25 protein-coding genes are annotated in these 23,518 nt (G+C 59.7%); 3 read left to right on the top strand and 22 right to left on the bottom strand.

All coding sequences use genetic code 11. The features are described from left to right. The first annotated feature begins 3 nt into the window (after positions 1–3). Positions 4–825, top strand: a complete 822-nt coding sequence (locus HX818_RS16265; protein WP_008438272.1) for a peptidoglycan DD-metalloendopeptidase family protein — start codon at positions 4–6, stop codon at positions 823–825. A 320-nt stretch (positions 826–1,145) separates the two neighbouring features. Beyond that, positions 1,146–2,825 (top strand): 2-isopropylmalate synthase, encoded by a 1,680-nt coding sequence (leuA, locus tag HX818_RS16260; protein ID WP_003209657.1) that lies wholly within the window; start codon positions 1,146–1,148, stop codon positions 2,823–2,825. Between the two features lie 193 nt (positions 2,826–3,018). On the opposite strand, the gene HX818_RS16255 is transcribed toward leuA, so the two are convergent. The 21 genes from HX818_RS16255 to trmJ form a co-directional block, all read right to left on the bottom strand. Further along, on the bottom strand, positions 3,019–3,810 hold the full coding sequence (locus tag HX818_RS16255) for an amidohydrolase (RefSeq protein WP_102368191.1): 792 nt from the start codon (positions 3,808–3,810) through the stop codon (positions 3,019–3,021). After that, on the bottom strand, positions 3,798–4,946 hold the full coding sequence (locus HX818_RS16250) for a pyridoxal phosphate-dependent aminotransferase (protein ID WP_008438276.1): 1,149 nt from the start codon (positions 4,944–4,946) through the stop codon (positions 3,798–3,800). The genes HX818_RS16255 and HX818_RS16250 overlap by 13 nt, the downstream gene beginning before the upstream one ends. A gap of 109 nt (positions 4,947–5,055) precedes the next feature. Beyond that, complete coding sequence (gene der, locus HX818_RS16245) at positions 5,056–6,525, bottom strand: ribosome biogenesis GTPase Der (protein ID WP_003209661.1); 1,470 nt, start codon at positions 6,523–6,525, stop codon at positions 5,056–5,058. Positions 6,526–6,664: 139 nt separating this feature from the next. Further along, on the bottom strand, positions 6,665–7,816 hold the full coding sequence (gene bamB / locus HX818_RS16240; protein WP_003209662.1) for an outer membrane protein assembly factor BamB: 1,152 nt from the start codon (positions 7,814–7,816) through the stop codon (positions 6,665–6,667). After that, positions 7,809–8,450 carry a tetratricopeptide repeat protein gene (locus HX818_RS16235; protein ID WP_003209663.1) on the bottom strand — a complete coding sequence of 214 codons (642 nt, stop codon included), beginning with the start codon at positions 8,448–8,450 and terminating at the stop codon, positions 7,809–7,811. The genes bamB and HX818_RS16235 overlap by 8 nt, the downstream gene beginning before the upstream one ends. Before the next feature lie 40 nt (positions 8,451–8,490). Continuing rightward, a complete protein-coding gene (hisS, locus tag HX818_RS16230) occupies positions 8,491–9,780 on the bottom strand; it encodes a histidine--tRNA ligase (protein ID WP_177020409.1) in 1,290 nt (429 codons plus the stop codon). A gap of 23 nt (positions 9,781–9,803) precedes the next feature. Next, entirely contained in the window at positions 9,804–10,913 is a 1,110-nt protein-coding gene (ispG, locus tag HX818_RS16225) for a flavodoxin-dependent (E)-4-hydroxy-3-methylbut-2-enyl-diphosphate synthase (RefSeq protein ID WP_003209666.1), read from the bottom strand. A 4-nt stretch (positions 10,914–10,917) separates the two neighbouring features. Continuing rightward, complete coding sequence (locus HX818_RS16220) at positions 10,918–11,910, bottom strand: RodZ family helix-turn-helix domain-containing protein (protein WP_003209667.1); 993 nt, start codon at positions 11,908–11,910, stop codon at positions 10,918–10,920. Then, entirely contained in the window at positions 11,910–12,668 is a 759-nt protein-coding gene (pilW, locus tag HX818_RS16215; protein WP_003209669.1) for a type IV pilus biogenesis/stability protein PilW, read from the bottom strand. The genes HX818_RS16220 and pilW overlap by 1 nt, the downstream gene beginning before the upstream one ends. 12 nt (positions 12,669–12,680) lie before the next feature. Continuing rightward, entirely contained in the window at positions 12,681–13,829 is a 1,149-nt protein-coding gene (rlmN, locus tag HX818_RS16210; protein ID WP_003209670.1) for a 23S rRNA (adenine(2503)-C(2))-methyltransferase RlmN, read from the bottom strand. A 30-nt stretch (positions 13,830–13,859) separates the two neighbouring features. Next, positions 13,860–14,285 (bottom strand): nucleoside-diphosphate kinase, encoded by a 426-nt coding sequence (ndk, locus tag HX818_RS16205; protein WP_003175956.1) that lies wholly within the window; start codon positions 14,283–14,285, stop codon positions 13,860–13,862. A 92-nt stretch (positions 14,286–14,377) separates the two neighbouring features. Beyond that, positions 14,378–14,578: a Fe-S cluster assembly protein IscX gene (gene iscX, locus HX818_RS16200; RefSeq protein ID WP_003209673.1), complete on the bottom strand. Its 201-nt coding sequence runs from the start codon at positions 14,576–14,578 to the stop codon at positions 14,378–14,380. Positions 14,579–14,592: 14 nt separating this feature from the next. Continuing rightward, complete coding sequence (fdx, locus tag HX818_RS16195; protein ID WP_003209674.1) at positions 14,593–14,934, bottom strand: ISC system 2Fe-2S type ferredoxin; 342 nt, start codon at positions 14,932–14,934, stop codon at positions 14,593–14,595. A 3-nt stretch (positions 14,935–14,937) separates the two neighbouring features. Continuing rightward, on the bottom strand, positions 14,938–16,800 hold the full coding sequence (gene hscA / locus HX818_RS16190) for a Fe-S protein assembly chaperone HscA (protein WP_177020408.1): 1,863 nt from the start codon (positions 16,798–16,800) through the stop codon (positions 14,938–14,940). Positions 16,801–16,851: 51 nt separating this feature from the next. Further along, positions 16,852–17,373 carry a co-chaperone HscB gene (gene hscB / locus HX818_RS16185; RefSeq protein WP_008438289.1) on the bottom strand — a complete coding sequence of 174 codons (522 nt, stop codon included), beginning with the start codon at positions 17,371–17,373 and terminating at the stop codon, positions 16,852–16,854. 8 nt (positions 17,374–17,381) lie between these two features. Beyond that, positions 17,382–17,705, bottom strand: a complete 324-nt coding sequence (iscA, locus tag HX818_RS16180; protein WP_003209680.1) for an iron-sulfur cluster assembly protein IscA — start codon at positions 17,703–17,705, stop codon at positions 17,382–17,384. A gap of 28 nt (positions 17,706–17,733) precedes the next feature. Next, the gene (iscU, locus tag HX818_RS16175; protein ID WP_003209682.1) at positions 17,734–18,120 is read right to left on the bottom strand and encodes a Fe-S cluster assembly scaffold IscU; all 387 of its coding nucleotides are present in this window, start codon (positions 18,118–18,120) and stop codon (positions 17,734–17,736) included. A 102-nt stretch (positions 18,121–18,222) separates the two neighbouring features. After that, entirely contained in the window at positions 18,223–19,437 is a 1,215-nt protein-coding gene (locus HX818_RS16170) for an IscS subfamily cysteine desulfurase (protein WP_008438290.1), read from the bottom strand. 50 nt (positions 19,438–19,487) lie between these two features. Beyond that, entirely contained in the window at positions 19,488–19,979 is a 492-nt protein-coding gene (iscR, locus tag HX818_RS16165) for a Fe-S cluster assembly transcriptional regulator IscR (protein WP_003210305.1), read from the bottom strand. Positions 19,980–20,281: 302 nt separating this feature from the next. Further along, entirely contained in the window at positions 20,282–21,067 is a 786-nt protein-coding gene (gene cysE / locus HX818_RS16160; RefSeq protein WP_008438291.1) for a serine O-acetyltransferase, read from the bottom strand. Between the two features lie 2 nt (positions 21,068–21,069). After that, the gene (gene trmJ, locus HX818_RS16155; RefSeq protein ID WP_003210307.1) at positions 21,070–21,840 is read right to left on the bottom strand and encodes a tRNA (cytosine(32)/uridine(32)-2'-O)-methyltransferase TrmJ; all 771 of its coding nucleotides are present in this window, start codon (positions 21,838–21,840) and stop codon (positions 21,070–21,072) included. 145 nt (positions 21,841–21,985) lie between these two features. Between trmJ and suhB the strand changes: the two genes are divergently transcribed. Then, positions 21,986–22,801 (top strand): inositol-phosphate phosphatase, encoded by an 816-nt coding sequence (suhB, locus tag HX818_RS16150; RefSeq protein ID WP_003175971.1) that lies wholly within the window; start codon positions 21,986–21,988, stop codon positions 22,799–22,801. Between the two features lie 51 nt (positions 22,802–22,852). Here the strand turns inward: suhB and HX818_RS16145 are convergent, their stop codons facing one another. Beyond that, complete coding sequence (locus HX818_RS16145) at positions 22,853–23,401, bottom strand: glycine zipper 2TM domain-containing protein (RefSeq protein WP_003210309.1); 549 nt, start codon at positions 23,399–23,401, stop codon at positions 22,853–22,855. Positions 23,402–23,518 lie beyond the last annotated feature (117 nt).

The raw sequence follows: 23,518 nt of genomic DNA, 5'->3' as shown, positions 1-23,518 counted from the left end.
TTGATGCCACGCTTTTTAAGTTTGTTGATGCTGCTGTGCCTGACCTTTAACGCCCATGCCGACAGCTACATCACCCGCCTGCTGAACAAGCCGGTGCCCGGTGGCGTGGCGGTGGTCGACCTCGGCACTTCGGCCACGGCGCCCAAAGCCACCTACATGAACCGCCCAGTGCTGGTGGTGAAGGAGCAAAACAACTGGTTGGCGATTGTGGGCATCCCGCTGACGGTCAAGCCCGGCACCCAACGCATCACCAGCGGCAGCCAGAACCTGCCGTTTGTCGTGGGCTTCAAGAAATACCCCGAGCAGCACATCACCCTGAAGAACAAGAGCCAGGTGAACCCGGACCCGGCGCAACTCAAGCGCATCGAAGGCGAGCTGGCGGTCCAGCTCAAGGCGTATCGCAGTTTCAGCCCGAACACGCCGAGCAACCTGCTGCTGGACAAGCCGGTGAACGGGCCGCTGTCGAGCAAGTTCGGCGTACGACGTTTCTTCAATGGCGAGGAGCGGAATCCGCATTCCGGCCTGGACTTTGCCGTGGGCGCCGGCACGCCGATCAAGACCCCGGCAGCGGGCAAGGTGATCCTGACCGGCAACTACTTCTTCAACGGCAACACCGTGTTTGTCGACCATGGCCAGGGCTTTATCAGCATGTTCTGCCATATGTCGAAGATTGATGTGAGCGTGGGCCAGCAACTGGCTCGTGGTGCAGTGGTGGGCAAGGTCGGTTCCACCGGCAGGGCGACCGGGCCGCATATGCATTGGAACATCAGCCTGAACGACGCACGGGTGGATCCGGCGATCTTTATCGGCGCGTTTCAGCCCTGATGCTCAATTGCGCACCCGGCAAAGGGTGCGCAAACAAAACAACCCCGCGCACAATTCTCAACCATAAAATCTCGTTTTCCTCAGCAATAGCAGAACTTCTCTCAATTTTTTCCGACTGCTTGCCATCTTTCACCCCGGCGGTTAGGGTTGGACCTATGAAAACCTCTCACACCCTCATTCAGCTCCGCCAGCACCGCAGCCTGTGCCTAGTCAGCGCACGACTGCCAGGCTGAATCGATCTGCCTCGTCTTCCGCTTTATCCCCAATAACAGTTTTACGGCAGGCCGCCTTTTCTCGGCCCCTAGACAAAGGATTTCCCGATGAGCATGCTCAAAGACCCGTCTTCGAAGTACCGCGCGTTCCCGACCATTGATATCCCGGACCGCACCTGGCCTTCGAAAACCATCACCACCGCGCCGATCTGGTGCAGTTCCGACCTGCGCGACGGCAACCAGTCGCTGATCGAACCGATGGACGCGGTGAAAAAGCTGCGTTTCTGGAAGACCCTGGTGGCCGTCGGTGTGAAGGAAATCGAAGCCTCCTTCCCGGCTGCGTCGCAAACCGATTTCGACTTCGTGCGCACCCTGATCGAAGACAATCACATCCCCGAGGACACCACCATCCAGGTGCTGACCCAGGGCCGTGAAGACTTGATCGCACGCACCTTCGAATCCCTGCGCGGGGCGAAGAAAGCCATCGTTCACTTGTACAACGCCACCTCGCCGTCGTTCCGCCGCATCGTGTTCAACCAGGACAAGGACGGCATCAAGGCCATCGCGGTCAACGCGGCCAAGCTGTTCGTCAAATACGCCGCCCAGCAGCCGGAAACCCAGTGGACCTTCGAATACTCGCCAGAGACGTTCAGCGCCACTGAGCTTGAGTTCGCCAAGGAAGTCTGTGACGCGGTGATCGAGGTCTGGAACCCGACGCCTGAGCACAAGGTGATCCTCAACCTGCCAGCCACCGTCGAGTGCGCCACCCCGAACATCTATGCCGACCAGATCGAGTGGTTCGGTCGTCATATCAACCGTCGCGACAGCGTGATCATCAGCCTGCACACCCACAACGACCGTGGCACCGGCGTAGCCGCCACCGAGTTGGGCCTGATGGCCGGCGCCGACCGTGTCGAAGGCTGCCTGTTCGGCAACGGCGAGCGTACCGGTAACGTCGACCTGGTCACCGTGGCCTTGAACATGTACACCCAGGGCCTCGACCCTCAGCTGGACTTCTCCGACATCGACGGTATTCGCAAAGTTGTCGAAGAGTGCAACCAGATCCCGGTGCACCCGCGTCACCCGTACGTCGGCGACCTGGTTCACACCGCCTTCTCCGGCTCCCACCAGGACGCGATCCGCAAGGGCTTCACCCAGCAGAAAGACGACGCCTTGTGGGAAGTGCCGTACTTGCCGATCGACCCGGCCGACATCGGCCGCAGCTACGAGGCGGTGATTCGCGTCAACAGCCAGTCGGGCAAAGGCGGCATCGCCTACCTGCTGGAGCAGGAATACGGCATCAGCTTGCCGCGCCGCATGCAGATCGAGTTCAGCCAGGTGGTACAGGCCGAAACCGACCGAGTGGGCCTGGAGATGACCGCCGCGCAGATCTACAGCTTGTTGCAGCGTGAATACCTGCAAGCCAACATTCCTTACGCGCTGGTCAGCCATCGCTTGCAGGAAGAGAACGGCAACAGCTCGGTGGAAGTTGAAGTCTCCGGCAAGGGCCAGGGCGAAACCAACCTGCGCTGGCACGGCAAGGGCAACGGCGCCCTGGAAGCGCTGGTGGCCGGGCTGCCGATTGGTGTGGAGATCATGGATTACAACGAACATGCGATTGGTGCCGGCACCAATGCCAAGGCAGCGGCCTACATCGAGCTGCGAGTGAACGGTGAGCGTCCGGTGCATGGCGTGGGCATTGATGAAAACATCACCACGGCGAGCTTCAAGGCGGTGTTCAGCGCGCTGAACCGCTCGTTGAGCCAGCTGGAAGCGAAAGCGGCATAAACACGACCGCTGAAATGCGAAAGGCCCCGGGACGAGAATCCAGGGGCCTTTTTATTGGAATTTGTGGTGATTTTAAGGGCCGCTTCGCGAGCAAGCCCGCTCCCACATTTTGACCGCGTTCTTTCAGGTAGCGCAGGACGAATGTGGGAGCGGGCTTGCTCGCGAAGGCAATCTATAAGGCGGCGAAAATCCTTCAGGTGAACTCGAAGCTGTCCGCATCCAGGTTCGCAGGGAAGCGTGTGCGGTACTCCGCCAATTCCGCTGCGTCCAGGCACACCTGGAACACCCCGTCCGCCTCCCCTGCGCTCAGCAGGCTTTCGCCCTGGAAGTCCACGACCTGGCTGTCGCCGGTGTAGGCAAAGCCCTTGCCGTCCGTGCCCACCCGATTCACCGCCGCCACGTAGCACAGGTTTTCAATGGCCCGTGCCGGCAGCAGACGGTTCCAGTGCTGGCGACGTGCGCCCGGCCAGTTGGCGGTGTACAGCAGCAAGTCAGTGTCCTGGGCGTCACGACTCCACACCGGGAATCGCAGGTCGTAGCAGATCAACGGACGAATCCGCCACCCCTTGAGTTCGAACTGCACCTGGCGCTCGCCGGGGGTGTAGTGGTCGTGTTCACCGGCCATACGGAACAGGTGACGCTTGTCGTAGTGCAACACCTCACCATCCGGTCGCGCCCACAGCAGGCGGTTGCGGTGGCTGCCATCGGCGGCCTGGATGATCACGCTGCCGGTGATCACCGCGTTGTACTTCTTCGCCTGGGCCTGCAGCCATTGATGGGTGGGGCCGTTTTCAGGCTCGGCGAGGGTTTCCGATTCCATCGAGAAACCGGTGGTGAACATCTCCGGTAGCACGATCAGGTCGGCACCCTTGGCCTGCTCCAGCAACAGTTCAAAATGCTCCAGGTTGGCCTGGCGGTCGTGCCAGGCCAGGGTGGTTTGCACCAGGGCGATGTTCAGGTTGGGCAGTGCACTCAGATCACGCATAGTTTCTCGGCTGCTTGACGCAGCGTCTCCTCGCGTTTGGCAAAGCACAGTCGCACCAGGCGCTGGCCTTGCGGTGGGTTCTGGTAGAACACCGAGACCGGGATGGTCGCAACGCCGTGTTCGCGGGTCATCCACAGCGACATGGCGACGTCATCCAGGTCCGGGCGAATCTGTGAGTAATCCACCAATTGAAAGTAGGTACCGGCCACCCGGGTAAAGCTGAAACGCGACGGTTCCAGCAGGTCGCAGAACAGGTCGCGCTTGGCTTGATAAAAAGCCGGCAGCTCCTCGACGTGTTCCGGGTGTTCGGCCATGAAGTCTGCCAAAGCGTACTGCAACGGGGTCACGCCGCAAAAGTTGACATATTGATGCACCTTGCGCAGCTCGGCGCTGAGGGCTGGCGGCGCGACCACGTAGCCGGTTTTCCAGCCGGTGACGTGGTAGGTCTTGCCGAACGAACTGACCACAAACGCACGCTGATACAGCTCTTCGTGGGCCAACACGCTGACGTGGGGCACACCGTCGAACACCAGGTGCTCGTAGACCTCGTCGCTGACCAGGTAGATGTCGCGGTCGCGGATCAACTCGGCCAACTGGTCCAGCTCGGCACGGCTGATCAGGGCACCGGTGGGGTTATGCGGGCTGTTGAGGATGATCATGCGGGTGCGCGGCGACAGCGCAGCGCGCAGTTGCTCGAAGTCCAGGGCGAAATCATCCAGGCCCAGTTGCACGTGTACGCAGCGACCGCCTGCCAGTTCCACAGAAGGCTCGTAGCTGTCGTAGGCCGGATCGAACACGATGACTTCATCACCGCTGCGGATCACCGCCTGGATCGCACAGAAGATCGCTTCAGTGGCGCCTGGGGTGATGGTCACTTCGCTGTCGGCATTCACCGTTGCGCCATAGCTGCGGGCGATCTTGGCCGCCACTTGCTGGCGCAGTACCGGCAGGCCGGTCATCGGGGCGTATTGGTTATGGCCCAGGGCAATGTGTCTGCCCACTCCATCGAGCAACTCCTGGGGCCCGTTAAAGTCGGGAAAGCCCTGGGACAGGTTGAGCGCACCGGTTTCGGCAGCGAGTTGCGACATGGTGGTGAAGATGGTGGTGCCGACATTCGGCAGCTTGCTGGTGATCATCGGTGCGCCCCTTGCGGTGAGCCCCAAGTTTTAAGCTGCATGCCGCGAAGGGTCAACCGCCAGGCACAAAAAAAGGGCTCCGAAAGAGCCCTTTTTCAACCGATCAGGATCAGCGCTTGTCGCGGCGCTTTTTGTCGGCCTTCTTGTGGTGCGTCATCATCCGGCGCTTTTTGTTTACCTGGCGGTCGGTGAGGCTGTTCTTGTTACCTTCGTACGGGTTCTCGCCACCCTTGAACTCGATACGGATCGGCGTACCGACCAGTTTCAAGACGCGGCGGTAGGTATTTTCCAGGTAACGCACGTAGGACTTCGGCACCTTCTCCAGCTGGTTACCGTGAATCACGATAATCGGCGGGTTGGCACCACCCAAGTGAGCGTAGCGCAGCTTGATCCGACGGTTGTTGACCATCGGCGGCGCGTGCTCGCTGACCGCATCTTCAAGAATCTGGGTCAGGCGGTTGGTCGGCCAGCGGGTAACCGCGGACTTGAACGAGTTCTGCACCGAGGCGTAGAGGTTACCCACGCCGGTACCGTGCAGTGCCGATATAAAGTGGATATCGGCAAACTCGACGAAGAACAGGCGACGCTGCAGCTCGACCTTGACGTAGTCGCGCTCGCTCGGCGTCATGCCGTCCCACTTGTTGATCGCAATCACCAGGGCGCGACCGGCTTCCAGGGCAAAGCCCAGCAAGTTCAGGTCGTGGTCTACCACGCCTTCGCGGGCGTCCATGACGAAGATCACTACGTTGGCGTCTTTGATCGCCTGCAGGGTTTTCACCACGGAGAACTTTTCAACTTCTTCGTGGATCTTGCCGCGCTTGCGCACACCGGCAGTGTCGATCAGCGTGTACTTCTCGTCGTTACGCTCGAACGGGATGTAGATGCTGTCGCGAGTGGTGCCCGGCTCGTCATAGACGATTACCCGGTCTTCACCGAGCATGCGGTTGACCAGGGTCGACTTGCCGACGTTCGGACGGCCGATGATCGCGATCTTGATACCGTCTTTTTCGCTTGGGCCAGGAATGCGCTTGGCTTCCTCGCCTTCGGCAACGATTTCTTCTTCGCCTTCGACTTCATCCACGTCATCACGCGGGAAGTCGCGCAGGGCGATTTCCAGCATCTGGGTGATGCCGCGACCGTGGGCACCGGCGATCGGGATCGCATCGCCCAGGCCCATCGGGCTGAACTCGGCGCGGGCCATTTCAGGATCGATATTGTCGATCTTGTTGGCCACCACGTAGGAACGCTTGTTGCGCTTGCGCAGGTGCTCGCCAATCATCTGGTCTGCAGCGGTGTAGCCCGCGCGGGCGTCCACCAGGAACAACACGACATCAGCTTCTTCAATGGCCAGCAGCGACTGCTCGGCCATCTTTTCGTCCATGCCATGCTCGTCACCGGAGATACCACCGGTGTCGACAATAATGTAGGAGCGCCCTTGCCACTTTGCCTCACCGTATTGGCGATCACGGGTCAGACCGGACAAGTCGCCGACGATGGCGTCGCGAGTCCTGGTCAGGCGGTTGAACAAGGTGGACTTGCCGACGTTCGGTCGGCCCACCAGGGCGATTACGGGAACCATGCGGCTCTCCACTTCGTTATTTCAGAAAATACAAAAGCCGCTGCAAGGCAGCGGCTGGTGCTCGGGGCAGCGCTCGAAAGCGCCGCATGCCCTGCCGAAGCAGGGCCGCCTGGGAATTACCCCAAGCATAGTCAAACCATTACTTGATGGTCAGCGCTTCCAGTTTGCCACTGTTGCCATACACGTAAAGCATGTTACCTACCACCAGCGGACGGGCACGCAGGCCGTCGCTGTCGATACGTTCGCGACCCACGAAGCGACCGTCCACCTGGCTCAGCAGGTGCAGGTAACCTTCAAAGTCGCCTACCGCTACGTAGCTGGAGAACACTTCCGGTGCCGACAACTGACGGCGGGCCAGGGAGTCGTTGCTCCACAATGCAGTGGTGGAACGCTCGTCGACGCTTTCAACGGTGCCGGACGCCAGGCTTACGTAGACGCTGCCAAACCCTTGGGCGACACCGGCGTAGCTGGAAGCATCACGCTGCCAGTTGATCCGGCCGCTCTGCACGTCCAGCGCCGCAACACGGCCCTGATAAGTAGCGACGTAAAGGGTATCACCCGACAGCAGCAAGCCACCGTCGATGTCCACTACGCGGTCCAGTTCCGAACGACCTTGAGGAATCGCGACCCGGGTTTCCCAGGCCGGCACGCCGTTCTGGGTGTCCAGGGCGACCACTTTACCGGTCGACAGGCCTGCCAGTGCCAGGTTGCTGGTTACAACCGGACCGCTGGTACCGCGCAAGGTCAGGACCGCCGGCGTGCTGTCATACAACCAGCGCTGGTTACCAGTGGCGGCGTCGAGGCCGATCACACGGTCATCCTGGGTCTGCACGACAACTACGTCACCGTTGGTAGCAGGCGGCGAGAGCACTTCACTGGTCACGCGAGCGCGCCATTTCTCTTCACCGGTGCTCGAATCCAGTGCCACGACGTCGCCTTTCAGCGTGCCGAGCATCACCAGGCCAGAACCCACGCCAACGGCGCCGGACACAGGCAGTTCGAGGTCTTTCTTCCACTTGACGTCGCCGTTCATGCGATCCATGGAGACCACAACACCGGTGGAATCAGCGGCGTAGATAGTGTCACCGTCGATCGCCGGGACCATCAGGTTGTACAGATCGCCCTGACCGTCACCAATGGAGCGGCTCCACTGCTTTTGCAGGACCACTTCTTCCTTGAAGCTGGTCAGCTCGGCCGGAGGCAGTTCTTTTTTGCTGTTGCTGCTGCAACCCGCGGCCAAAACGGCCAGAGCCAGCAATGCTGCATGTTTCCAACGGATCACGTCACGCATCCCCTTTGGCCAAGTCGTCGAGCTTGATTTGTAAGCCACCGACCGCCGCTTCATCAGACAGCGCCGCCTTGGCTTTTTGGTACGCAGCATTGGCTTCGTCGGTACGACCCAATTGGACCAGGAGGTCGCCCTTGAGCTCTTCACGAGTGGCCAGGAATGCCTTGTCAGCATCGCCGTCGAGCAGTTTCAGTGCTTCGTCGGCCTTGTTCTGTGCCGCCAGTACCTGAGCCAGACGCTGACGTGCGATTTCACCCAGTGTCGGGTTGGCCGGCTTGTCGGTGATGGCTTTCAGCTCGGAGGCGGCGTCATCCAGCTTGCCGTTGTCGACCGCAACTTTTGCGACGAACAGGCTGCCGTATTGCGCGTAGGTGCTACCGCCGAATTCGCTCTTCAGCTTGCCGGCCAGGTCTGCAACCTGGGCCAGGTCAGGCTTGCCGTTTGGCGTCAGCGTGGTTTCCAGCAGTTGCTGATAGATAATCGAGGCGCCTTGCGACTGGTTAGCCTGATACTTGTGCCAGGCTTGCCAGCCGAACACCACTACTAAAGCCAGCAAGCCGCCAGTGACCAGGGGCTTGCCGTTGCGCTGCCACCAGTCTTTGAACTCGGCCAGCTGGTCATCATCAGTACTCGACACCCCAATACTCCTTAATCGCTAAATCGGCTGTTTGACAGCTTCAACCCTGCACGATGCAGGTGGCCAGGTGCGCTGCAAGCGCATCAAAGGCAATGCTTTGTTGTTCACCCTGACCACGCAGGGGTTTGAAACTTACCACTTGCTGGGCCAACTCATCATCACCCAGGATCAGTGCATACAACGCACCGCTCTTGTCGGCTTTCTTGAACTGGCTTTTGAAGCTGCCGGCGCCGGCATTGACTTGCAGGCGCAGGTTCGACAGTTGGTCGCGCAGTTTCTCGCTCAGGGCCAGGGCAGCCAGTTCGGCCGCCTCGCCAAAGGCACAGAAATACACGTCCACCTGACGGGAGATTTCTTCGGGAACCTGCTCCAGGGTTTCCAGCAGCAGGATCAGCCGCTCGATGCCCATGGCAAAACCTACGCCGGTGGTCGGCTTGCCGCCCATCTGCTCGACCAGGCCGTCGTAACGACCACCGGCACACACCGTGCCCTGGGCGCCGAGCTTGTCGGTGACCCACTCGAACACGGTCTTGCTGTAGTAATCGAGGCCACGCACCAGTTTCGGGTTGATGACGTAAGGAATACCGGCTGCATCCAGGCGAGCCTTGAGGCCCTCGAAGTGGATACGGGACTCGTCGTCCAGGTAGTCGGCCATTTTCGGCGCGTCCATCAGTACGGCCTGGGTCTCGGCGTTCTTGGTGTCCAGTACCCGCAGCGGGTTGGTTTTCAGGCGGCGCTGGCTGTCTTCGTCCAGCTTGTCCAGGTGGGCCGACAGGAATTCCACCAGGGCTTCGCGGTAGCGGCCCCGGGATTCGCTGGTGCCCAGGCTGTTGAGTTCAAGCTTGACCGCATCACGGATGCCCAGCATGCCCCACAGGCGCCAGGTCAGCACGATCAGCTCGGCGTCGATGTCCGGACCGTCGAGGTTGAAGACTTCCAGGCCGATCTGGTGAAACTGGCGATAACGGCCTTTCTGCGGACGCTCGTGGCGGAACATCGGGCCGATGTACCAGAGCTTCTGCGGCTGGCCACCGCCGGTGAGGCCATGTTCGAGTACCGCACGCACACACGCGGCAGTACCTTCCGGACGCAGGGTCAGGGAGTCACCGTTGCGGTCTTCGAAGGTGTACATCTCTTTTTCGACGATGTCGGTCACTTCACCGATGGAGCGCTTGAACAGCTCGGTGAACTCGACGATCGGCATGCGGATCTGCTTGTAACCGTAGTTATCCAGCAGGCGCGCGACAGTGCCCTCGAAGTAGCGCCACAGGGGCGTCTGCTCAGGCAGGATGTCGTTCATGCCACGAATGGCTTGCAGAGACTTGCTCACATCAAATCCTTAAATTCGTTCGATCAGCCGCGCGCGATAACCGCTGCGTCAGCTTCGACCTTTTCGGCCGCTTTCTGGCGGATCAGCCGTTCCAGCTCATCCACCAGATTGTCATTCGTCAATTTCTGCGACGGCTTGCCGTCGATGTAAATCAGGTTTGGCGTACCACCGGTCAGGCCCACATGGGCCTCTTTGGCCTCACCCGGCCCGTTGACCACACAGCCGATCACCGCGACATCCAGCGGCACCAGCAGGTCTTCGAGGCGTACTTCCAGTTCGTTCATGGTTTTCACCACGTCGAAGTTCTGCCGCGAGCAGCTCGGGCAGGCAATGAAGTTGATGCCACGGGAACGCAAATGCAGGGATTTGAGAATGTCGTAACCGACTTTCACTTCCTCTACCGGGTCTGCCGCGAGGGAGATGCGAATAGTATCGCCAATCCCGTCGGCCAGCAGCATACCGAGACCCACCGCAGATTTCACTGTGCCTGAGCGTAAACCGCCGGCTTCGGTGATACCCAGGTGCAGCGGCTGGACGATTTCCTTGGCCAGCAGGCGGTACGCTTCTACCGCCATGAACACGTCGGAAGCCTTTACGCTGACCTTGAAGTCCTGGAAATTCAGGCGTTCAAGGTGTTCAACGTGGCGCAGCGCGGACTCGACCAGTGCGGCCGGCGTCGGCTCGCCGTATTTCTTTTGCAGGTCTTTTTCCAGGGAGCCGGCGTTGACGCCGATGCGAATTGGAATCCCGCGATCACGGGCGGCATCCACCACGGCGCGAACCCGGTCTTCACGACCGATGTTGCCCGGGTTGATCCGCAGGCAATCGACGCCCAACTCGGCCACGCGCAACGCGATCTTGTAGTCGAAGTGGATATCGGCGACCAGCGGCACCTTGACCAGTTGCTTGATGCGGCCAAAGGCTTCGGCAGCGTCCATATCCGGTACGGATACACGCACGATGTCGACGCCCGCCGCTTCCAGGCGGTTGATCTGGGCGACAGTGGCCGCCACATCATTGGTGTCGCTGTTGGTCATGCTTTGTACTGCGATGGGGGCATCGCCGCCCACCGGCACCGAGCCGACCCAGATCTTGCGCGATACGCGACGTTTGATTGGAGATTCGCCGTGCATGACTTTATTGTCCCAACTTGAGGCGAGCAGTCTCGCCACTGGTGAACGGCGCCACGTCCACAGGCTGGCCGTTGTAGGCCACTTGCGCGCCACGGGCAAAGCCCAGACGCAGCGTCAAAGGAGGCTTGCCGCCCTGGTCAAGTGTATCTCCCTTACGCTTCAGACCACTGAACAGCACCTTGCCGTTGCCATCGGAGACTTGCGTCCAGCAGTCAGCGACGTAGGTAATTTGTACTCGGCCATCACCGGCGATCAGTACCGGGGTGGTTGGCGCGGAAATCGCCGGGGCGACGGGAGCCGTTGTTGCCGGAGCCTGCGCCGGTACTGCTGGCGTTGCTGGCGTATGAGCTGGAGCAGCAGGCGTCACTGCAACCGCTGGAGCGGGTGCGACGGGTGCCACTGCGGCGGCAGTACCTGCTTCGGGCGCAGGCTGCTCGGCGCTTGGCTCTGCCTCAGGCGCCGCCTGACCCTGGGCCACGGCCTGGTCTTCCGGCTCATCCAACGGATGAATCTGGGTGGTGCCGTCGGCGCTTTCGACTTCGACGTGCTCCATGGCGTTGCTGGACAAGTCCTTGCCACGCTGGGCGGTCTGATCCTGCCACCATACAAAACCACCGCCGATCACGGCGATGAGCAGCAACAGGCTGACAATGCGCAAAATGGTGTGGGAAACCCGCACAGGCTCTTCAATGCGGCCAAGACCATGGACATTGCTGCCCTGGGAATCGGTACCGGTGATTTGGTCGAATTCCTGGACCAATGCAGCCTGGTCGATACCCAGCAACTTGGCGTAGGCGCGGATATAGCCGCGGGCAAAGGTGTGCCCTGGCAGCTTGTCGAATGCGCCAGCTTCAAGGTTGCCCAATGAAGTCGTGGTCAAATTGAGCTTGAGGGCCACTTCTGCCAGCGACCAACCATTGCTTTCGCGGGCCTGACGCAAGGTCTCGCCTGGGTTTCCACGATTAGCTGCTACAACTTCCGGGTGCGCCGCTTTCATCATTGCTCCGACAGGTATTGCTGATATTCCGGCGTACCGGGATAGAGTCGTTCGAGTTGCTGGCCAAAACGTGCGGCCTTGTCGCGTTCTTCATGAACCGTCGCCAGGCGCACACCGAGCAATAGACTACGTGCATTTTGCCCGCTCAGCAGGCTAAAACGCTCGTAATAGTCACGTGCCGGCACATAATGCCTGTCTTCGAAGGACAACTCAGCCATTTCGAGCAAGGCCCGTGGCTGGCGCTGGTTCAGGTGCAGGGCTTTTTCCAGTTGCTGGCGTGCGGTGTCGCGCTGGCCGAGAAGCATTGAGGTCACCCCCAGGTTCTCGAAAACCCGCGAACGCTCAGGATAGAGGGTATCGGCCGCAGCCTGCTGGAAATATTCGGATGCCTGGGCATAACGTTTCTGCGCAAACAAAAAACTGCCGTAGTTATTCAGCAGTCTTGGGTCGCCAGGGCGTGTGGCCAGGGCCTTTTGGAAATATTGATCGGCCAATTCGGGCTCGGCCTGGGCCTGGAACACCAAGGCCAACGCAGCATTGGCGTCGGCGTCGCTGCCATCCAGCTCGAGGGCTTTTTTCAGCGGCACCTTGGCCTGTTCGGTCATCCCTTGCTGCAAGTACCCCAAGCCCAGCTGCACATAGGCAGCTCGCGCTTCGTCACGGCCCTTGCCGGTTTGCAACGGGCTGTCATGGCCCGATGAAACACAGCCAGCCGCGAGGCTGGCAACAAGCAAAAGCAGCGCAAGGCGCAAGGGCATAGAGATCCTCTCTCAGGTTCGAGTCGCGGCGCTTTGCGGCATATCGTCGGCGGCACTCAATTCACGCACGGCGATATAACGTTCGCTGCGACGGGTGCGATCCAGCACCTGTCCTACCAATTGGCCACATGCCGCATCGATGTCTTCGCCGCGGGTGGTGCGCACGGTGACATTGAAGCCTGCATGGTGCAGTTGATCCTGGAAACGGCGGATGGCGTTGTTGCTCGGCCGCTCATAGCCAGAATGGGGAAACGGGTTAAACGGAATCAGGTTGATCTTGCACGGTACGTTCTTGAGCAACTCGATCATCTCGACCGCGTGCTCGACCTTGTCGTTGATGTCCTTGAGCATGGTGTACTCAATGGTCAACACACGCTTTTCGCCCAAGGTCGCCATGTAGCGCTGGCAAGATTCGAGCAGCATCTTAAGCGGATACTTCTTGTTGATCGGCACCAATTGGTTACGCAATGCGTCATTCGGTGCGTGCAGCGACAACGCCAGGGAGACGTCGATGTGCTTGGCCAGCTCATCGATCATCGGTACCACGCCGGAGGTCGACAGGGTCACGCGGCGCTTGGAGATACCGTAGCCCAGGTCGTCCATCATCAGGTGCATGGCCGCGACAACGTTGTCGAAGTTCAGCAGCGGCTCGCCCATGCCCATCATCACCACGTTGGTGATGGCACGGTCGGCGGTCGCCGGGATGCTGCCGAACGATTTATTGGCAATCCACACCTGGCCGATGACTTCGGCGGCGGTGAGGTTGCTGTTGAAACCTTGCTTGCCGGTGGAGCAGAAACTGCAGTCCAGGGCACAGCCTGCCTGGGACGAAACGCACAGAGTGCCGCGTTTGCCCTGGGGAATGTACACGGTCTCGACGCAGCTGCCGGACGCCACGCGCACCACCCACTTACGGGTGCCGTCGGTGGAAATGTCCTCGCTGACCACTTCGGGGCCGCGAACTTCGGCAATGGCCTTGAGCTTGTCGCGCAGGGCCTTGCTGACGTTCGTCATGGCGTCGAAATCATCGACGCCAAGATGGTGAATCCACTTCATTACCTGAGCGGCACGAAAACGCTTCTCCCCGATTGAGTCGAAGAATTTTTCCATTTCCTGTTGAGTCAGACCCAGCAGGTTGGTTTTTGCAGTCAATGTAGTCATGGATTCACCTTCGCTCTTTTAAGCCAATGCTTAGCGAGCGGTTACTTCAGTAGCAGCGAAAAAGTACGAGATTTCGCGGGCAGCAGCGGCTTCGGAGTCCGAACCGTGAACGGCGTTGGCGTCGATCGATTCAGCGAAGTCAGCACGGATGGTGCCGGCAGCAGCTTCTTTAGGGTTGGTAGCGCCCATCAGCTCACGGTTCAGAGCGATAGCGTTTTCGCCTTCCAGAACCTGAACAACAACAGGGCCGGAGATCATGAAGGCAACCAGGTCGCCGAAGAAACCACGAGCGCTGTGCTCAGCGTAGAAGCCTTCAGCTTCAGCCTTGGACAGTTGCTTGAGTTTCGAAGCTACAACCTTCAGGCCGGCTTTTTCGAAACGAGTGGTGATCTCGCCGATGACGTTTTTTGCAACAGCGTCAGGCTTGATGATGGAGAAAGTACGTTGAACAGCCATGGTGTAACTCCAGAAACGGTAATTTGCGAAAAATTAAACCCGCGAATTATACGCGGGTTCTTGGGTATTGCCTAACTGCGTAAAAAGGCGATTCAGTCTGCTTCTTCGATCCACAGGCCTTGTATCGCCTCAAGAACCTTTTCGCCACCCCGATCCGGGATGTCGTCAAATTCCGGCAGCTGCATCACCAGGTTGCGCAACTTGACGAAGTTCACCGACAGAGGATCGACATCCGGGTGAGCTTCAGCAAGTTGTATAGCGATTTCTTGTACATCAACCCATTTCAGGCTCATGACATTTCCTTGAATCAATGCGGCGCTTCGGCGGCATGGTTGAGCGAATACTTCGGAATCTCGACGGTGAGGTCTTCTGTTCCCACTTTTGCCTGACAGCTCAATCGCGACGTCGGCTCAAGGCCCCACGCCCTATCAAGATAGTCCTCTTCCAGCTCATCAGCCTCTTCCAGGCTATTGAAACCTTCGCGGATGATGCAATGGCACGTGGTACAGGCGTTAACGCCGCCGCAGGCGCTTTCGATCTCGATGTGGTTATCGTGAGCGACTTCGAGAATGGACTTGCCGGTCTCAGCCTCCACAACCATACCGTCCGGGCAATGCTCGGCGTGTGGCAGAAAAATGATCTGCGGCATCAGTTAATCCTCAAGTTCATTCAAGTTGCGGCCCGCCAGGGCGGCTTTTACCGTCTGGTCCATACGACGGGCGGCAAAGGCATCGGTCACTTGCGACAGGCGCTTGGTCTGTTGCTCGATGGCGTAACCATCGGTGCCTTTCATCAATTCAGCCAGTTCCTGCATTTGCAGGTCGATGACCATGCGCTCTTCGGCATCCAGCAGACGTTCGCCGTCAGCTTCCAGGGCGCCCTGCACCGCTTCGAGCAGGCGCTGGGCGTCGACTTGCTGCTCACGCAGCACGCGGGCGACCTTGTCGTCCCCGGCGTACTGGAACGAATCCTTGAGCATCTTGGCGATTTCGCCGTCGGTCAGGCCGTAGGACGGCTTGACCTGGATGCTGGCTTCAACGCCAGAGGCCAGTTCGCGAGCGGCAACGCTGAGCAAGCCGTCGGCGTCGACCTGGAAGGTCACGCGAATCTTCGCCGCACCAGCCACCATCGCCGGAATGCCGCGCAATTCGAAGCGCGCCAGGGAACGGCAGTCGCTGATCAGCTCACGCTCGCCTTGCAGCACGTGAATCATCATGGCCGTCTGGCCATCTTTGTAAGTCGTGAAGTCCTGGGCGCGGGCAACGGGGATGGTGGTGTTGCGTGGAATCACCTTCTCCATCAGGCCGCCCATGGTTTCCAGCCCCAGAGACAACGGGATCACGTCGAGCAGAAGCAGTTCGCCACCATCACGCTTGTTACCGGCGAGGGTATCGGCCTGGATCGCGGCACCGATAGCCACCACTTGATCCGGGTCGATTTCAGTCAGCGGCTGACGGCCGAAGGCTTCAGCGACCGCCTCACGAACACGCGGCACGCGGGTCGAACCACCCACCATGACCACGGCGACCACGTCTTCCAGCTCGACACCGGAATCACGCACGGCGCGGCGGCAGGCTTTCAGGCTGCGGGCGACCATCGGTTCGATCAACGAATCGAACGCTTCGCGGGTCAGTTGAGCCGACCAGCTACCGTAGGAAACTTCAACCGACGCAGCGTCAGTCAGCGCTTCTTTGGCGGCACAGGCAGTTTGCAGCAAATTACGTTGCGCACCCGGGTCCAGGTCGGCAGACAAGCCGGCGCTGGTGATGATCCAGCCAGCAATGGCGTGATCGAAGTCATCGCCACCCAGGGCGGTATCGCCACCGGTAGCCAGCACTTCGAAGACACCGCCGGTCAGGCGCAGGATCGAAATATCAAAGGTACCGCCGCCCAGGTCGTAAATAGCCACCAGGCCTTCGGCGTGCTGATCCAGGCCGTAAGCCACAGCGGCTGCGGTCGGCTCGTTGAGCAGGCGCAGCACGTTCAGGCCGGCAAGTTTCGCCGCATCTTTGGTGGCCTGGCGCTGAGCGTCATCGAAATATGCAGGAACAGTAATCACCGCACCTACCAGTTCGCCACCCAAAGTGGCCTCGGCGCGCTGGCGCAAGACCTTGAGGATATCGGCCGACACTTCCACCGGGCTTTTCGGGCCCTGGATGGTGTCGATGAACGGCATATGGGATTCGCCACCGACAAAGCGGTACGGCAGCTGGTCGCCCAGCTGCTTGACGTCGGACAGACCACGACCCATCAAGCGCTTGACCGACAGCACGGTGTTCAGGGGATCAGTAGACGCGGCCAGCTTGGCCGACTCGCCCACTTCAGTGCGGTCAGCATGATAGCGCACGGCAGACGGCAGGATGACCTGGCCATCCGCGTCGGGCAGCGGCTCGGAAAGACCGCTGCGCAATGCAGCGACCAGCGAATTGGTAGTGCCCAAGTCAATCCCGACCGCCAGACGACGCTGGTGCGGTTGAGGACTTTGACCGGGTTCGGCGATCTGCAGTAGGGCCATGGTAATCAGGACTTATCTGTATATCAGGCGTGCAACCTGGGCGGCACTGGGTTAATCGTCGAGGCGCTCTTCTAACTGGCGCACTTCGTAGGTGAGCTTGTCGAGGAACTGCATGCGCCGCATCAGGCGTTCGGCTTGTTCACGTTGCGCTGCATCATCCCAACAGGCTGCGAAGCTTTCGTTGAGTTCATCCTGGGCCACTTTCAGACGGCGCTTGAACACTGCGACTCCGGCCAGATCAGCCTCGTCCTGCAGTTCTTCAAGCTCCTCGCGCCATTGCATCTGCTGCATCAGGAAATCAGGGTCCTGGACCGTGACTTCAAGCGGCAGCTCGCGACCGCCCATCGCGAGCAGGTAGCGCGCGCGTTTGGGAGGGTTCTTGAGCGTCTGATAGGCTTCGTTGAGGCTGGCTGATTGCTCCAGCGCCAGGCGTTGCTCACGCTCGGAAGCGTCAGCGAAGCGGTCCGGATGCACCCCACGCGCCAATTCACGGTAGCGCGTGGCAAGCTGTTCAAGGTCCAGTCGAAAACTCGGCTGCAGCTCGAACAAAGCGAAATGACAAGGAGTACCCACGATCAGCCTCAGATGTTGAAGCTTTCGCCGCAGCCACATTCACCGCGTACGTTGGGGTTGTTGAACTTGAAGCCTTCGTTCAACCCTTCCTTGACGAAATCGAGTTCGGTGCCGTCCAGGTAGGTCAGGCTTTTCGGGTCGATGATCACTTTTTCGCCGTGACTCTCGAACACCTGATCTTCCTCGACCACCTCGTCGACAAACTCCAGCACGTAGGCAAGGCCGGAACAGCCCGTGGTGCGAACACCCAGACGAATCCCCTCACCTTTACCGCGCCCATTCAGGGAGCGGCGAATGTGCTGCGCAGCCGCTTCTGTCATGCTGATAGCCATCGTGACTCCTTACTCGTCGCCAAATTGCTTAGATCAAGCCTTTCTTCTGCTTGTAGTCGCGAACGGCCGCCTTGATAGCGTCTTCTGCGAGTACCGAGCAGTGGATTTTCACTGGCGGCAAGGCCAGTTCTTCGGCCAGCTGGGTGTTGCTGATAGTCACAGCCTCATCCAGGGTCTTGCCTTTCATCCATTCGGTCGCCAGGGAGCTGGAGGCGATGGCCGAACCGCAACCGTAGGTCTTGAACTTGGCGTCTTCAATAACGCCAGCTTCGTTGACCTTGATCTGCAGGCGCATAACGTCGCCGCACGCCGGAGCGCCGACCATGCCGGTGCCGACATCAGGGTCTTCCGCGTTCATCTTGCCGACGTTGCGCGGGTTTTCGTAGTGGTCGATGACCTTTTCGCTGTAAGCCATGGTACTGAATCCTCACTCATCAGGGCCGCTCTGGAACCCTGCAAACACGCCTGCGTTTTCCGCCACGTCTTTACAGAGCCTTTTGGGTGGCGGCTTCTATATTTAGTGTGCCGCCCACTCGATCTTGGAAATGTCGACACCGTCCTTGTACATGTCCCACAGCGGGGACAAGGTACGCAGCTTGGTGACGGCCTCGCAGACTTTCTGCGCGGCGTAGTCGACTTCTTCTTCGGTGGTGAAACGGCCGAATGTAAAGCGGATCGAGCTGTGAGCCAGTTCGTCGTTGCGGCCCAGGGCGCGCAGGACGTAAGACGGCTCAAGGGAAGCCGAGGTGCAGGCCGAACCGGACGAAACCGCCAGGTCCTTGAGCGCCATGATCAGCGACTCGCCTTCGACGTAGTTGAAGCTCAAATTCAGGTTGTGCGGTACACGGGCGGTCATGCTGCCGTTGATGTACAGCTCTTCAAGGTGCTCGACCTGCTTGTAGAAGCGATCGCTCAGGGCCTTGATGCGCACGTTTTCGGCAGCCATGTCTTCCTTGGCCACACGGAACGCTTCGCCGATGCCGACGATCTGGTGGGTCGCCAGGGTGCCCGAACGCATGCCGCGCTCGTGACCGCCGCCGTGCATGGTGGCTTCGATACGTACGCGAGGCTTGCGGCTCACGTAGAGCGCGCCAATGCCTTTAGGGCCGTAGGTCTTGTGGGCAGAGAACGACATCAGGTCGACTTTCAGTTTCGACAGGTCAATATCGACCTTGCCGGTGGACTGCGCAGCGTCGACGTGCAGCAACACGCCCTTGGAGCGGGTCAGCTCGCCGATGGCGGCGATGTCGTTGATGGTGCCGATTTCGTTGTTCACGTGGATCACGGAAACCAGGATGGTGTCTTCACGCATCGCGGCTTCGATCATCGCAGGGGTCACGATACCGTCGGTGGTTGGCTCGAGGTAGGTAACCTCAAAACCTTCACGCTCCAGTTGGCGCATGGTGTCGAGGACAGCCTTGTGCTCAATCTTGGTGGTGATCAGGTGTTTGCCTTTGGTCGCGTAGAAATGCGCCGCACCCTTGATTGCCAGGTTGTCGGATTCGGTGGCACCGGAGGTCCAGACGATTTCACGTGGGTCGGCATTCACCAGGTCAGCGACCTGGCGACGAGCGTTTTCCACTGCTTCTTCGGCTTTCCAGCCGAAAACGTGGGAACGGGACGCCGGGTTACCGAAGTTTCCGTCAACCAGCAGGCATTCGCTCATCTTTTGCGCGACACGCGGATCAACCGGGGTGGTCGCTGAGTAATCAAGGTAAATCGGCAATTTCATGGACTTTCTCCTAAATCAGGCTGGCTGGCGTGCCGTTAGCTCTTCGGCTGTCACTCGACGGCGGACGCTTCAATCTTGTCCAGACGCGGCGCCTTGGTGTTGCAACGGCGCTGGTCCTGACGCTGGGCTACTTCTTGCACCTCACGGCGAGTCACAAGATCAGCCAAGCTGATACCACTCAAAAACTCATGGATCTGCAGGCTCAGGTCACACCACAAGTGGTGCGTGAGGCAGGTGTCACCAGCGTGGCAATCACCCAGCCCCTGGCATTTGGTGGCATCGACGGATTCATTCACCGCGTCGATCACCTGGGCGACCTGGATGCCCTGCATGTCGCGGGACAATTGATAGCCGCCGCCTGGACCACGAACGCTGGAAACCAGATTGCTGCGGCGCAACTTGGCGAACAACTGCTCGAGGTAGGACAGGGAAATGCCTTGGCGCTCGGAGATATCGGCCAGGGACACCGGCCCATTTTGCGCGTGCAAGGCCAGGTCAAGCATGGCGGTCACCGCGTATCGGCCTTTTGTAGTCAGTCTCATGGACAAGTACCAAGGTGTTTCAGAATGGGAGCAAGTATGCGATTCCCGAGTATTTAAGTCAACTATAAGACCTAGTACTTTAGTCAGGAATACCCGTAAAAAGGGCGCGCAAATCATAGCAGGGCGGGACGGGATGGACCAGCGGGAACAGGGCCAAGCGGGAATTCGGGGCTAATGAAGGTCAAAATGTGGGAGCGGGCTTGCTCGCGAATGCGGTGATTCAGTCAATATATTCGGTGACTGACGCGCAGCTTTCGCGAGCAAGCCCGCTCCCACATGGGTTTTGCAGTGATTGCGAGACTTCAGCCAGCCTTGGTGGCGGCACTTTCGTCCTTGATCTCGGCGAAGTCTTCCTTGCGCAGCTCAGGCAGATCCTTGGCGCAGTAGCTGCTGCCGAGGTCTTTCAGGGCACCGCACATACCGTCCAGCTTGCCGTCCACCGCTTGCAGGTGATCCAGCAACTGACCGATGGCACGCGCTACCGGGTCAGGCATGTCTTCGCTGACGCCATAGGCATCGAAGCCGATCTTCTCGGCCATGGCCTTGCGCTTGGCTTCCTGCTCATCACCCACTTCCGGCTTGACGATGATCCGCCCGGGAATGCCGACAACCGTTGCGCCAGGCGGCACGGCCTTGGTCACCACAGCATTGGAGCCGACTTTGGCGCCCGCACCGACGGTAAACGGACCGAGCACCTTGGCGCCCGCCCCTACTACAACGCCATCTTCCAGCGTAGGGTGGCGCTTGCCTTTGTTCCAGGTTGTGCCACCCAGGGTCACGCCCTGGTACAGGGTCACGTCATCACCAATCTCGGCGGTCTCGCCGATAACGATGCCCATGCCGTGGTCGATAAAAAAGCGGCGGCCGACCTTGGCGCCCGGATGAATCTCAATCCCGGTCAACCAACGGCCGAAGTTCGACACCAGCCGCGCCAGCCATTTCCAGCCCATGCCCCACAAGGCGCCGGACAGGCGATGGATCCAGATCGCGTGCATGCCCGGGTAGCAGGTCAGCACTTCAAAGGCGTTGCGCGCCGCCGGGTCACGGTGGAAAACACTCTGGATATCTTCTCGCAAACGCTCGAACATTTTTAATCCTTCCGCTTAAGAAGCTCGCCACGGGCCGCTTTCTGGGTTTCCGTGAGGATGCCACGCAATATATTCATTTCTGCCCGGCTGACCGAGCTGCGTCCGTATAGCCGGCGCAGACGCGCCATCAAGTGCCGCGGTTTTTCCGGATCGAGGAACTCGATGGCCACCAGGGTTTGCTCCAGGTGCTCATAGAATCGCTCCAGCTCGTCCATGGTGGCCAGTTCGCCACTCTTGGTCGATGCAACCTCGTCCTTTTCAACCTTGCTTGGCTGGCCTTCAGCGGCCAGCCAAGCCATGCGCACTTCATAGCTCAACACCTGCACCGCTGCCCCGAGGTTCAGCGAACTGAACTCGGGGTCTGATGGGATGTGCACGTGATAATGACATCGCTGCAGCTCTTCATTGGTCAGGCCGGAGTCTTCACGGCCGAATACCAAGGCGATTTCAGCGCCGCCGGCGGCCTCTTCCACGACTTTGGTCCCGCATTCGCGAGGATCCAGCAGCGGCCAGGGGATGCGACGGTCGCGAGCGCTGGTGCCGAGCACGAGGTTGCAGCCGACCAGGGCGTCTTCCAGGGTGGCAACGACCTGGGCTTTTTCGAGGATGTCATTGGCGCCAGACGCGCGCGCATCGGCCTCGTGGTGCGGGAACACCCGCGGCTCCACCAGCACCAGGCGCGTCAGCCCCATGTTCTTCATGGCTCGCGCCACGCCGCCGATATTGCCGGGATGACTGGTATTGACGAGGACGACACGGATGTTTTGCAGCAAGGGAGGCGCTCTCGGACACGGGAAAGGGGAGCAAATCTTACAGAACAGCCTAAGGTTATGCCATGAAAGGTAACGTCGTCCTTCACCTGAAGAAAGTTTCTGCTAGAATGCTCGGCTTTCTTTAACAACCTTAGGTGACACATCCATGCAGCCCATGCTGAATATCGCGCTGCGCGCCGCCCGCAGCGCCAGTGAATTGATCTTCCGCTCCATCGAGCGCCTGGATACCATCAAGGTCGACGAAAAAGACGCCAAGGATTACGTATCCGAGGTGGATCGCGCCGCCGAGCAGAAAATCATCGACGCGCTGCGCAAGGCCTACCCTACCCACGGCATCCTCGGTGAAGAAACCGGTTTGCACAAAGGTAGCGGCGAAGGCGAAGACTACCTGTGGATCATCGACCCACTGGATGGCACCACCAACTTCCTGCGCGGTATCCCGCACTTTGCCGTGAGCATTGCCTGCAAATACCGTGGCCGCCTGGAACACGCCGTTGTGCTGGACCCGGTTCGCCAGGAAGAATTCACCGCCAGCCGTGGCCGTGGCGCTCAGTTGAACGGTCGCCGCCTGCGTGTCAGCGGTCGCACCAGCCTCGACGGCGCCCTGCTGGGTACCGGCTTCCCGTTCCGTGACGACCAGATGGACAACCTGGAAAACTACCTGGGCATGTTCCGCGCCCTGGTTGGCCAGACCGCCGGCATCCGTCGCGCCGGCGCAGCCAGCCTGGACCTGGCATATGTCGCTGCCGGCCGTTTTGATGCGTTCTGGGAGTCGGGCCTGTCCGAGTGGGACATGGCTGCAGGCGCACTGCTGATCCAAGAAGCGGGCGGCCTGGTGAGCGACTTCACCGGTGGTCACGACTTCCTGGAGAAGGGTCACGTGGTTGCCGGCAACACCAAATGCTTCAAGGCAGTCCTGACGGCGATCCAGCCGCATCTGCCGGCTTCGCTGAAGCGCTAAGCGAGCGAGCACAAAAAAGCACCCCTCGGGGTGCTTTTTTTATACCTGGGATTACTGCTGCGGCTGGTTCTGACCGATAACCAGGCGCCCTTCCTTGTCGACGGGGATCTGGTTGCCTGGATCACGATCCATGCGCACGGAGCCTTCCTTGCCGTCCAGGGTGTAACGTACGTCGTACCCGACAACCTTGTCGCTGATGTCATTAACGGTATTACAACGAGTTTGCGTGGTGGTGTAGGTATCGCGGTTCTGCATGCCTTCCTGAACCTTGTTACCAGCGTAACCGCCACCGACCGCACCGGCCACGGTGGCCAGCTTCTTGCCATTACCGCCGCCGACCTGATTACCCAACAGGCCGCCCGCCAGCGCACCGACCACCGTACCGACGATCTGATGCTGATCCTGCACAGGTTTCTGCCGGGTTACGGCAACATCCTTGCAGACTTCACGCGGGGTTTTAATCTGGGTTTTCACCGGCTGCACCGCCAGCACTTGCGCATACTCAGGGCCGCTTTTTACCAGGCTGTAGGTGGCAACAGCACCCCCGGCAGTCACACCGACAGCACCCAATACCGCACCAACCAGTAACGACTTGTTCACGTGAACCTCCTGACCATCACAAACGGACCGAACGATCCGCGCTATACCCAGCCTTGGAGCAAAAAAAAAGGCGCGAGTTCAATACTCGCGCCTTATTTGTAACAGCAGATCAACAAT

This window comes from Pseudomonas sp. F9001 (assembly GCF_013385435.1).
Lineage (GTDB): Bacteria > Pseudomonadota > Gammaproteobacteria > Pseudomonadales > Pseudomonadaceae > Aquipseudomonas.
The sequence above is the reverse complement of the archived record's forward strand: the minus strand, read 5'-3'. Positions and strand labels throughout refer to the sequence as shown.